The 11,394-nt window shown below is 59.6% G+C and carries 9 protein-coding genes, 1 pseudogene and 1 riboswitch; of the genes and pseudogenes, 4 read left to right on the top strand and 6 right to left on the bottom strand.

Annotation, left to right across the window (positions count from 1 at the left end):
* The coding region (locus AB4Y71_RS17880) for an AI-2E family transporter (protein WP_441722734.1) at positions 1 to 1,101 on the top strand (1,101 nt) is incomplete at its 5' end.
* Positions 1,102 to 1,857: 756 nt separating this feature from the next.
* On the opposite strand, the pseudogene AB4Y71_RS17875 reads toward AB4Y71_RS17880, so the two are convergent.
* The 3 genes and pseudogenes from AB4Y71_RS17875 to AB4Y71_RS17865 form a co-directional block, all read right to left on the bottom strand.
* Positions 1,858 to 2,759: pseudogene (locus AB4Y71_RS17875) on the bottom strand (IS3 family transposase); the annotation flags it as partial.
* 167 nt (positions 2,760 to 2,926) lie between these two features.
* Positions 2,927 to 3,370, bottom strand: a complete 444-nt coding sequence (locus tag AB4Y71_RS17870; protein ID WP_441722732.1) for a hypothetical protein — start codon at positions 3,368 to 3,370, stop codon at positions 2,927 to 2,929.
* A 175-nt stretch (positions 3,371 to 3,545) separates the two neighbouring features.
* On the bottom strand, positions 3,546 to 3,881 hold the full coding sequence (locus AB4Y71_RS17865) for a MerR family transcriptional regulator (RefSeq protein ID WP_441722729.1): 336 nt from the start codon (positions 3,879 to 3,881) through the stop codon (positions 3,546 to 3,548).
* Between the two features lie 104 nt (positions 3,882 to 3,985).
* On the opposite strand from AB4Y71_RS17865, the gene AB4Y71_RS17860 reads away from it, so the two are divergent.
* Together AB4Y71_RS17860 and AB4Y71_RS17855 are read left to right on the top strand one after the other, a co-directional pair.
* Positions 3,986 to 4,420: an Hsp20/alpha crystallin family protein gene (locus AB4Y71_RS17860; protein WP_441722726.1), complete on the top strand. Its 435-nt coding sequence runs from the start codon at positions 3,986 to 3,988 to the stop codon at positions 4,418 to 4,420.
* Between the two features lie 391 nt (positions 4,421 to 4,811).
* A complete protein-coding gene (locus AB4Y71_RS17855) occupies positions 4,812 to 5,051 on the top strand; it encodes a hypothetical protein (RefSeq protein ID WP_441722724.1) in 240 nt (79 codons plus the stop codon).
* Between the two features lie 1,358 nt (positions 5,052 to 6,409).
* Here AB4Y71_RS17855 and AB4Y71_RS17850 read toward each other — a convergent pair.
* The 3 genes from AB4Y71_RS17850 to AB4Y71_RS17840 all read right to left on the bottom strand — a co-directional run bounded on the left by AB4Y71_RS17850 (position 6,410) and on the right by AB4Y71_RS17840 (position 10,278).
* Positions 6,410 to 7,615 (bottom strand): cystathionine gamma-synthase, encoded by a 1,206-nt coding sequence (locus AB4Y71_RS17850; RefSeq protein ID WP_441722721.1) that lies wholly within the window; start codon positions 7,613 to 7,615, stop codon positions 6,410 to 6,412.
* Entirely contained in the window at positions 7,612 to 8,925 is a 1,314-nt protein-coding gene (locus AB4Y71_RS17845) for an O-acetylhomoserine aminocarboxypropyltransferase/cysteine synthase family protein (RefSeq protein WP_441722719.1), read from the bottom strand. The genes AB4Y71_RS17850 and AB4Y71_RS17845 overlap by 4 nt, the downstream gene beginning before the upstream one ends.
* Before the next feature lie 88 nt (positions 8,926 to 9,013).
* Positions 9,014 to 9,104, bottom strand: a riboswitch (SAM riboswitch).
* Positions 9,105 to 9,336: 232 nt separating this feature from the next.
* Entirely contained in the window at positions 9,337 to 10,278 is a 942-nt protein-coding gene (locus AB4Y71_RS17840; protein ID WP_105657395.1) for a LysR family transcriptional regulator, read from the bottom strand.
* A gap of 122 nt (positions 10,279 to 10,400) precedes the next feature.
* Between AB4Y71_RS17840 and AB4Y71_RS17835 the strand changes: the two genes are divergently transcribed.
* The gene (locus AB4Y71_RS17835; protein WP_441722716.1) at positions 10,401 to 11,393 is read left to right on the top strand and encodes a DUF1852 domain-containing protein; all 993 of its coding nucleotides are present in this window, start codon (positions 10,401 to 10,403) and stop codon (positions 11,391 to 11,393) included.
* The last annotated feature ends 1 nt before the right edge of the window (position 11,394 follow it).

Here is an 11,394-nt window from a genome sequence, read left to right as displayed (position 1 = left end):
GTGGAGACGATAAATAATAAACGGAACCAGGCCGAGGGCATGCGCTGGCCCGACAGCCTCAGCTGGGCTGGTGAACGCTCCCGCCAGATACTATGGCTGCTTGCCTTGGTTGTGGTTGCGGTCTACGGGTTGCACAAGATCACTTTGGTTGTCATCCCATTCTTGCTGGCSGTAATTCTGGCAGCAGCCATCGCACCGCTGGTGAATTGGTTGCGTGGCAAAGGGTGGCCTAACACGGTKGCTAGCGGGACGGCCTACATTCTCGTACTCTCCGGTTTCGCGGCTGTCATCGCCGGGGTCGTCGTAACCATCCGTGCCCAGTGGGCGGAGCTTGTGGATCAGGCGGTGAAAAAATTTGACCGTTTGTACGCCTGGATYGCACAGGGACCATTGCCCGTAGATGATGCGATGATCCAGGATGCCCGCAACGCGGCGAGCGATTTCGTTACCAGCAAGGCGGCAGGGAACACCGCGGTAGACAGCATCTTCGTTGCCACGCAGGTCTTCACTGGTTTCATCCTCATGGCAGTCATTTTGTTCTTCTTCCTCAAAGACGGAAGGAAGTTGTGGGCATTCTGTTTGATACCCCTCAAAGGGCGGCAATTGGCAAAAGCCCGGCTCGCCGGAATACACGGTATAGAGGTGCTAGGCGGATACGTACGTGGCACAGCCATCGTAGCTCTGGTTGACTCCGTGCTGATCGGCCTTGCCTTATGGATTTTGCAGGTACCCCTGGCGCTTCCTCTGGCTGTCGTGGTCTTCATCGGTGCCTTCATCCCAATACTCGGCGCCACCACCACCGGACTTCTTGCTGCTATGGTCGCATTCGTGGCCAATGGCCCAACGGCAGCACTGATCATCATTGGCGTCAGCTTCGCTGTGAATCAGCTAGAGGGCAACCTTCTCCAACCGCTAGTGATGGGAAAAACCCTCCATATCCACCCTCTGGTTATTCTGATCGCGTTAAGCGCCGGGGCCGTGCTCGCTGGAATTATCGGGGCGATCCTTGCCGTGCCGCTGGCAGCCGTCAGCTGGGCCATCGGCAGAATATGGTTCAGTGATCGCTTCTCGAACAGCCATCGGCCAGTTCTTGATCATTAGGTTTGTTCAGAGTCCTGGCGTTATGACTCCGAGCCAATTTTTCGTTCCCTACCAACCTGCGTCGTCCCTGACGGGTAGCCGGCCGCGAGACGGTTATCCCTGGCCGCTGCGCAAAGGTCCATATCGCACGAAGAAAGCTGGGCATCTACACAGAAGGTCGATCTAACTCGATGCGAACCAACCTTCATCAGGCCCGGGTCATCACAACCAGAGAAATGCAATTCCATAACCAAAACAATCGGCTAAACGAGAACAAAGTAGACCCTCACGGCTTAACTGCAAAGCCCCTAAAGAAGAAACCGCTGCTGAGGTTTGCGGGATCTTCACCCAACACGGCCCGCCCCACCGCTTCCCCGGTGTGCCGGTGTGCCGGTCATAACGCAAAACCCTGTACGGAGAACCATCATTGTTATCCGCCATGATGCCAACGTCAGCATCAGTGAAGATCACCTTCGACGAAGCGGAATTATCGCGTACGCTTCCACCGTAAGTTTGCTTTCTGTCCGTCCCGTCTGAATGTCCGTAGACATGATCGGGTCCTTAACCCCGTACCATGCAAGCTTTCCGTCCTTCAGCGACTGGCGGGTTACCTGGGGAAGGCCCGTACCATCTTCACTGGTGAAAGGCTCAGTCGCTTCATCTGAGATCAGTGCCTTGCTCTCATGCTTACCGGTCTTGGTGTCCCATATCGATAAGACGGCCTTAGTGAGCTGGTCAAGTTTCTGAGACACGATCTTCCATCTTTTCTAAATATTCTCAAGCCGCAAGGGCCAGAGAATTCCTTTCCCAATACGGGTCCAGAACTCCTTGGGGGCTAAGCCCTCCATTAGCTGTATGCGGTCGTTTCCGGTTGTACCAAACCTCGATGTACTCCATCACCGCGGTCCGTGATGCCACCCTGCTGGTAAATGCCCGGTGATGGTACATTTCGTTCTTGATCGTCGAGAACGTTGACTGGCCACGGAATTATCCCAGCACACCCCGGTGCGCCCCATCGACTGCCGCACACCGTGGGCAGCGCACCATGCCTGGAACGCGCCAGAGGTGTACTGCGTTCCCCGGTCCGAGTGGAACACGCAGCCAGACTGGATAAAGCCCCGCGACGCGGCAAGCTCCATGGCATCGATGACCAGCTGGGTTTGCATGTTCTCGCCCATTGACCAGCCCACGATCTGACGCGAATACAAATCGATGACCGTCGCCAAGTACAGCCAGCCCTCGCCGGTGCGCAGGTAAGTGATATCGCCAACCAGCTTCGCCCCAGGCCGGCAAGAGCGGAAGTCCCGCCGGCCGAGCTTGTCAACCATATGGTTCTTGATATGCGCCGTTCGCGCTTGGTGGTCACGCACCTTCGTGGTCTTGAACGCACTCATCCGGTTGGCCTGGATTCCCAGGTCTTTCATAATCGAGAGCACCGTGGACTTCGGAATCTGCATGTTCTGGTTGTTGCGGAGCAGGTCCACCAGGTGGCCGGCCCCAGCAACCTGGTTGGATGCTTCGAACTCGGTGTGGACCAGTTCGGCGCGGCGCATGCGCAGTGCTTTGGCTTCGCTCAGCTCCTCGCAGGGGTTAAGCCACCGGTAATAGGATGCCCTGGAAATCTGCAGTTTCTGGCACATCCACTTCACCGGGTACTGGCCGGTATGGGCTTTGATGAAGGGCTCTGCAGGCAGCATCATCGCGCCATACTGGCAAAGCGAAGTTCACCGAATCCAAGAGCTCATAGACCAAGTCAGCGACTCACTCTATGGCTCCCGCCTACTGGAGAACGACCATCAGAAGCTCTGTAATTCACCGGCAAACCTTCAACCACCTGTCACGCCCGCTATCTTGCTAGCAAATCCAAATAGATCCGCTCATGGGCTTCCGCTAGTGCCATACGTTGGCGCTTACGCTCCTCGGCATCCATCCCCGGCACACTGGATAAAGCCAATTGATGCTTCACTGCTTCTTCCGGTGAGTCCTCATCAACATGGTCGTAATCCCATCGGTACGGTGCCACCGACGCATGCTGCCCGACATACTGACCACATTCAGGAGCGACGATGGCAGCTCCAGTATCCAAAGCCGCTTCGAGCCACCCGGAATGCGTGCCGAATCGATAGGGAAGGACATTCACATCCAGCGAACCCAAGTATTCGAAGAGCTCCTGTTCGGAGAAGTACTCATGCGCCTCAAGATTCCACTTTCCTTGCTTTTCTCCCTCTAGGAGCTGCCCTGCGAGATCCGCCTTGTACTCGCGGTTGGATGGATCAAGCACACGGAACACTAGCACTCTCCACTATTTGCTCCATAGAGAATGTTCAGGAGAGAACAGTCCGCCAAACAGCAAGGGCCACTGCCAAGTGCTCGAGCAGAACGCGCATTTTCAGGCTCCGCGGCGCCTAGGCAAGAATTCGTCGGCACCCTGCCGAGAAGCATAGACCCTCAACGGTCTTGATGATTCAATCCGCGCCTTGCCGATGAGACTGCTTTGCAAGTGCCTTACGCAACGCCTCATTTTCAGATTCCAGCTCCAAGATGATGCCAATGCCCGCCAAATTCACGCCTCGATCAATCAACTCTGAGATTTGCTGCAACCGAGCCAAATCCTTGGCTTGATACCTGCGCGTGCCACCGCTGGTGCGTGACGGGGTGATCAAACCACGCAACTCATACAACCGCACTGTTTGCACACTCACTCCCACACTCTGGGCAGCGGTAGCAATCGAATGCGATCCAGCAACAGGAACGGATCGCGGCGAATTTTTTGTCATTTCTTGCTTCCAATAGGCTTGCATGAACTCAGAATCCCATGCTATAAAATCTACATCGTTAGACAGAGATCTAACGGAAAGTGAATTGCAGCATCGTAGAGAGTCACACCAGAAAGGAATGAGTTCAGATGATGCAGACCGAGGTACTTCGCGATTTCGACCGCTTGGTACAGCGAGCTTTCAACACCCAGCTCAGCTCCGAACCTGTCCACCCAATGCCAATGGAGGCTTGGAAGGACGACACCGGATTTCACGCTGAGTTCGACCTGCCAGGGGTCGACGCCGAGCAGATCGACATAGCAGTGGAAAAGAACATCCTGACCATCCGCGCTGAACGCGCCAAACCAGGAGACCGCCAGCACATCGCCGGCTCGGAACGACTCTGGGGCCATTTCACCCGGGAACTTATCCTTGGGGATCATTTGGACACTGAAAGTATCCAGGCCACCTACGTGGATGGCGTGCTACGTGTCGACATCGCTGTCGCCGAGAGTGCCAAACCCCGCCGGATTCAGGTCGCGGTCGGCCAAGGCAAGAAGAACCCCAAGGAAATCACCAGTTAACCCAAGAAAGGCCCCTTGGAGGCCTGTGCGGAGATGATGTGTCATGTCTGCCCACATTGATTCGGAACTTGATCCGCTGGTCGCTGATGACGAATTGCTTCTGGCCATATACGAGCTCGAGCTATCCACAGCTTCCCGTCAGCATCAGCCGCCTCGATCGCACCTTTGCACCTCGATCGAGGATGTTCCGCGGCCCAGTCAGCGGTGCCCGGAAGGAACCAACGAAGTACGAACAATTCAACGTTCAGTGCGTCGGGCGGGTCCCGTCCGGGTGTATTCACGCTCGCCACCGAACAAGAGATGACTCCCGGGGAAACTTTTAAGGAGTGGTTGATTCGGGGGTGCGTCCGGAACGCACCGGACGCACCCTGGCAACGAAAGGATCAGCACCATGCGTGAATCATTGCTCAACGTCCACCTCAATGACGAGCAAATCGAAGTTCTCAATGCTGCGCTGTGCGCCTACCGAGACCATTTCAGCGAGCTTCTTGAGTTGAACGAAGAAGCAGAAGGACCGCAAGCTCGCGAGAACAACAAGTACTGGCAGAGCAAAGTCCACGCGATTCAAGAAATGATCGATCAAGTCAACGACTCACTGTATGGTTCCCAACCCCGGGAGGGGTCTCAATAACTTCACAGGCATTCCGCCACCGCACACTATTCACCTATCTGCCTGTTGATCGTCGACCTTCGAGCGTTGGAATAGGCGTTTCGAGGCTAGGTACCGTGTTTAGGAGACTGATCGAATATAGGTCATCGAGCCGGCGGCCCGCTGCAGCGCGTGCTCCGCGATCCTGCGAATGTTCTCGCGGACCGTGGAGCACGCGCAAATGAATCAGCATGGTCAGTGCCCCTGCTGCGGCATCGCCCAAAGGCGTGTGCGCCGCGATGTCGGGGAGCGGTTGGGCGAGACTGAGTGGATTAATCCGCGTTTCCCAGCTCGCGGAGCGTTTCAAGGGTACGTTCGGTGCCGGCTATCCGATGTGCCCAGATCACGCGCCTGCTATCGGCCCTCATGTATCTCAGTCATGCTTCCCATCGCGACCGGCTGGCGATGTGGCTCGATTCCCCGCGCTCGGTAAGCACCTTTTCCGCGCCAGCGGCACGCATCTTGGCTTCCTGCGGCGTTGGGGTCCCCTGGTGCCGGCTTACTCGCGCGTATCCGATAATTGTCGTAGCAACAACGGGACCTTGAGCCCTTCGACCTATTTTGGTTTTAAACGGCGTTTCTGTCATGCAAAGACCCTGCTTATCACCGGAGCCGGTAAATGTTAGTTGCGACCGGCGGCTAAGACCAGTACCAGACAGAGGTTCTTGGCATGAATTTCCGCTTCAGCCATGGCGCCAGGGCGAAGGATTTTCGGCCGTCTCGGCTGGGGAACTCCTGACGTGGATGTGCCTGCTCAGAGCAGATGGACGTCGCACTGTCATCAGACTGCCGTTGTGCCTCAGTATAGGATACTGGCCGTTCCTCCGGCCCACACCATCCTGCCCCGGAATCTGACTGCGTGCTCGCCGGACCTGCCCATAAGCGTTCTCCGGGAGGCTCGATAGTTCGCAGCTGTCTTCGCAGTATTGGTGAGCCATTGGACGCCCGAGGCGTTCATCGATCCGCATACCTGATCCTCGAACACTTTGGCTTCAGGGGAGAAAGTGTGCAGCTCGAACGCATGCGGCGATCCCCCGGCGTGCGCGCCGACGGCACCGACCTTCGCATTGGGCAAGTCGGGTTCCAAGGCCTGAACCTCCTCGGAGGAGCCCACTGCACCACGGCCCCGTCCTTGCCATCGCCAACTAATGGATTTCGCGGCATAGGCGGCTCCCCGAAAGCAATCGTCATGAGGGGCACAGATCGCGATGCCGGAGATCATTAGGTCGGAACCCAGTTTTGCAAGCTTGGAGTGCCCCGGAGGCGCGAATCGCTAAGCGGTGCCGACGTCTTGCACGCGGGCCTTCCTGTGCGGACGGCCCGCGTGCTGCGACGGCAGGTCAGGCGGTAGCCAGGCTGCGGTGCTGGATGCTGTCGGCCTCGGAAGCCTTCGCGGCTGCGGCCAGCCCGCGTTCCAGATCGGCAATCAGGTCCTCGGGCTCCTCGATGCCCACCGAGAGGCGGACCAAGTTCGCTGGAATCTCCAGCGGTGTGCCGATCAGCGAAGCGTGGGTCATTTCGCGCGGATAGCAGACCAGGGATTCCACCCCGCCCAGGGACACCGAGAGCTGGAAGTATTCCATGGACTCGGCGAAGGCGCGGGCCGCGGCCTCGTCGGCCAGCTGCAGCGAGAGGATGCCTCCGAACCCGCGCTGCTGGCGGGCTGCCAGCTCGTGGCCCGGATGGCTTTCCAGCCCGGGATAGTAGACGCGGGCAACCTCGGGGCGGTCATCGAGCCAGCGGGCCAGGGTGGATGCGGTGGCGCAGTGGCGTTCCATGCGCAGGCCCAGGGTCTTCAGCCCGCGGGCGGCCAGGTAGGAATCCTGAGGACCGGAGACCGCGCCGCCGGCGAACTGCTGATAGCCCACCGCTTCGGCCAGGGATTGGCCGCGGAAGAGGTGGTCGGCCACGATGACCGCCCCGCCGAGAACGTCGGAGTGCCCGCCGATGTACTTGGTGGTCGAGTGCACCACCGCGTGCGCTCCGAAGTCCAGCGGCCGCTGCAGGTACGGGGTGGCGAAGGTGTTATCCACCACCAGCAGGGCGCCGTGCTCGCGGGCGATGGCCGCCCAGCCGGCCAGGTCGGCGATGCCCAGCAGCGGGTTGGATGGGGTCTCCACCCAGAGCAGCGCGGTGTTCGGGCGCAGCGCGGCGCGCACCGCATCCAGGTTGGTGATGTCCACCGCCGAGGAGCTGATCCCCCATTTGCCGTGCAGCTTGGAGATCAGCCGGTTGGTGCCGCCGTAGCCATCGGCGCCCAGCACGATGTGATCGCCCCGCTGAAGCACTGCGCGCAGCAGCGCGTCTTCGGCCGCGATGCCCGAAGCGAAGGAGAAGCCGGCGGCGCCGCCTTCCAGCGCGGTGAGCTGGGATTCGAACCCGTTGCGGGTCGGGTTGGAGCCGCGCGAGTACTCGTGCCCGGCGCGCAGCACGTTGATGCCGTCCTGGATGAAGGTGCTGGTCTGGTAGATCGGCGGGATCACCGCACCGGTGTGCGGATCCTTGTGCTGGCCGGCGTGCACGGCGAGGGTGTTGAAGCCGCTCATGCGAAACTCACTTCCTTGGTGTCGGCGGTGGCCTGGGTTGCGGCCAATGCAAGATCCAGCGATTGGGTGATATCTGCGAGCAGGTCGGCGGGGTCTTCCAATCCCACCGACAGGCGCAGGGTGGAGGTGTTCAGGCCCGCGTCGGCCAGCTGCTGCTCCGAGAGCCGGCAGTGCGTCATGGTGGCCGGGTGGGAGACCATGGTGCGGGTGTCCCCCACATTCGCGGCCAGGGAAATCAGCTTGAGCCCGTCGATCACCGGGGAAACCAGGGATGGGTGGGCCAGCTCGATGGCCAGCACGCAGCCGGTGCCCTTCGGCGCCAGCGCCCGGGCCAGCTCGTGGCTGGGGTGCTCGGGCAGCGAAGGGTGGTGGATGGCGGCAATGCCCGGATACTCGGCAAGCGCGTCGATCAGCCTGGTGACGCTGCGCTGCACGTGGGCGGCGCGCACCGGCAGGGTTTCGATTCCGGCCAGGATGCCCTGGGCGCTGGCCGGGGCGAGGGTCGGGCCCAGATCGTGCAGGAACTTGGAGCGCACCAGCATTGCGTAGGCGGCCGGTCCGTGGCGTTCAAGCAGCGAGGTGTTGTTCAGACGCACCCGCGGGGCGGCGATCTGTGGCCAGCGGGCGGCATCGGAGAAGTCGAATTTCCCCGAGTCCACCACGATCCCGCCGAGCACCGAGCCGTGTCCGGCCAGTCCCTTGGTGGCCGAGTGCACCACGATGTCCGCACCGAGTTCCAGAGGCCGAATATTCAGCGGGGTGGCCAGGGTGTTGTCCACCACCACCGGGATGTTGTGCTCGTGGGCGATCGCCGCGATGGCGGGCAGATCGGCCACGGTGCACAGCGGGTTGGAGACGGACTCCAGGAAGAACGCCCGGGTGTCCGACTCAATGGCAGCGGCCCAGGCGGACGGATCGGCCTGGTCGACAAAGCTGATGCGGATGCCGAAGTCCGCGAAGGTGTCGGTGAACAGGTCCACGGTGCCGCCGTAGAGCGAGGAGGAGGCCACGATGTGCTTGGGTCCCTGGGTCAGGGCCAGCAGGGACAAGGCCACGGCTGCCTGCCCGGTGGCGGTGGCCACCGCGTGGGCCCCGCCTTCCAAGGCGGCCACGCGCTGTTCGAGAATCGAAACGGTGGGGTTGCCGGTGCGCGAGTAGGTGAAGCCGGCCTGGCGCAGCGCGAACTTCTCCACCGCTTCGGCATGCGATGCGAATTGGTAGGCCGCGGAATTGTGCAGTGGCGGCAGCATCGGGCGGAAGTCTCCGCTCGGGCGGTACCCTGCGTGCACCGCGTCGGTTTCCTGGCTCATAGCTCCTCCTCGATTCTCTGCGAGGGAGTGCACCGATTGGCATCGTGCGGCGGCACGAAGCACAGTACGCAAAAACGCGTTCGGAACTGCTCCATCGTTCCTGGCATTAGCACCTTTCGGTTTCCCGATGGTTGCTGCGACGTCAACGAGCCAGATCTCTTAGTCGCTCTTGATGGTTTGTTGTTCCTCCATGGTTGGCCATGGGCCGCAAACGGTGCAAGCGTTATCGGGCGGCCGGCTTCATACAGGGCCGCCACGCTTCATATGTCGTCGCCTTGTCATGATGACGCGGGGGCCTGAACCCTTTTATGACGCGCAGACTTGCGCAAAACCCAGAGGATTTCAAGGTTTTTCCTGAATTTTGTGACGATGTGCCGGTGCTCGGTGACCGGGAGTTACGCCACTGGCGGCTCAGCCGAGCACTTCTACCCCGAAGCTGGCGACCACGGTGCGCACTTCTTGCAGGTAGCGCTGGGCCTGGTCGGTGAGCGGGATGGCGGCGTGGTCGATCCAGCCGATTTCGATGCGCTCCTCAATGGCCAGCGGGATGGCCACGATGGAGGGGTCCAGCTCGTCGCTGATGATGCCGGTGGAAATCGTGTACCCGCCCAAGCCGATCATGAGGTTGAAGATGGTGGCGCGGTCCGAGACCTGGATTTCGCGTTGGCTGGAGCGCGTGGAGAGCACCTCCTCGGCGAAGTAGAAGGAATTATTCGCGCCCTGGTCGAAGGTCAGCCGGGGCAGGTCTTCGAGGTCTTCGAGCGTGACCTGGGTTCGGGTGGCCAGCGGGTTGCTGCGCGAGATGAAAATGTGCGGATCAGCCAGGAACAGCGGGTGGAAGACCAGCCGCGATTCGCGCAGCAGCTTGTCGATGACCTTCCGGTTGAAGTCGTTGCGGTACAGGATCCCGATGTCGCTGCGCAGCGTGCGCACGTCCTCGATGATCTGTTCGGTGCGCGTCTCGCGGAGTGAAAACTGGTATTCCTCGGCCCCGCTGGCCTGGACCATTCGGACAAAGGCGTCCACCGAAAATGAGTAGTGCTGGGTGGAGACGCCCAGCAGTCGCCGGGCGGAGGGCCGGCCGAGGTAGCGGTGCTCCAGCAGCTCCACCTGCTCCAGGACCTGTCGGGCGTAGCCGAGGAATTCAGCACCTTCGGCGGTGAGCGTCACTCCCCTGGCCGAACGCATCAGCAAGGTGCGCCCCACCCGTGATTCGAGTTCCTTCATCGCCGCGGACATGCTGGGCTGCGCGACGTAAATGAGGTCAGCCGCGGCCGAGATGGATCCTTCGGAGGCTACCGCCACAAAATAGCGAAGCTGCTGCAGTGTCAGACCATTCGTTCCCTGAACCATAGCCAGAGTCTATATGAATCCATAGTTATATCGAGTTACCTGATATCAAGAATCACCCTGCATGATTGACGCAACGACTTCCCCTCGGCCTGCCCAGGCCTCCCAAATACAGATTGGCCATCATGGCAGACGCATTAAATTTCAGCATTAGCACCACAAGATTCGACGAGAATTACTCCCCTTCGATAAATTCTCGCACCACGACAAACTTCGCCAATTTGGCGCGTGGAGAGCGCCGCGAAGAGAACCTGCGCAATGCCCTGACGATGATTAACCGCCGTTTCAATTCCCTCGCTCACTGGGACAATCCCCAAGGCGATCGCTATTCTCTTGAATTGGAAATCATTTCTGCAAATGTGCATTTTTCTGCCGATAATACCGACCAGCAATTTCCTCTTTTAGAAGTGCTTGAAACCACGATCGTGGATAAACTCACCGGCACTCGGTCCCAGGGCATGGTGGGCAATAATTTTTCTTCTTATGTCCGCGATTACGATTTCAGCGTTGTACTTCCAGCTTCGTGCAATGACAGCGGAGCTCTGGTGCTTCCAGAAGATTTTGGTGATCTCCACGGACAGCTCTTCCAGCATTTTTTGAACTCACAGGCATACCGTGAGCGTTTTGCCCAGCTGCCGGTGGTCTGCATCAGCGTCTCGACTTCCAAGACCTATTTCCGCACCGGCAACAGCCATCCAGTGCTCGGCTTGGAATACCAGCAGGATGAAAATTCATTGACCGACGCGTACTTCGGCAAGATGGGGCTCAGCGTGCGCTACTTCATGCCGCAGGGTGCTGTTGCGCCACTGGCCTTCTACTTCCGCGGCGACCTGCTCAATGATTACACCAATCTGCAGCTGATCAGCCTGATCAGCACCATGGAGACCTTCCAGAAGATCTACCGCCCGGAGATCTACAACGCCAATTCGGCGGCTCCGGCTGTGTACCACCCGAGCCTTGGCGCCGAGGAATTCTCCCCCACCCGCGTCTACTATGACCGCGAAGAGCGAACCCAATTGGGCAAGATCCAAGGCAAGTTCACCGAAGAGCATTTCATCATCCCAAATCGCCAACTGCTCGATCAGTGGTCCGCTTCCTGCCCGACACCCGTCGCCTAAG

Source organism: Glutamicibacter sp. MCAF14, from assembly GCF_052114325.1.
Lineage (GTDB): Bacteria > Actinomycetota > Actinomycetes > Actinomycetales > Micrococcaceae > Glutamicibacter > Glutamicibacter arilaitensis.
Note: the sequence above shows the minus strand (reverse complement) of the source record. Positions and strands in the feature narration are given on the sequence as shown.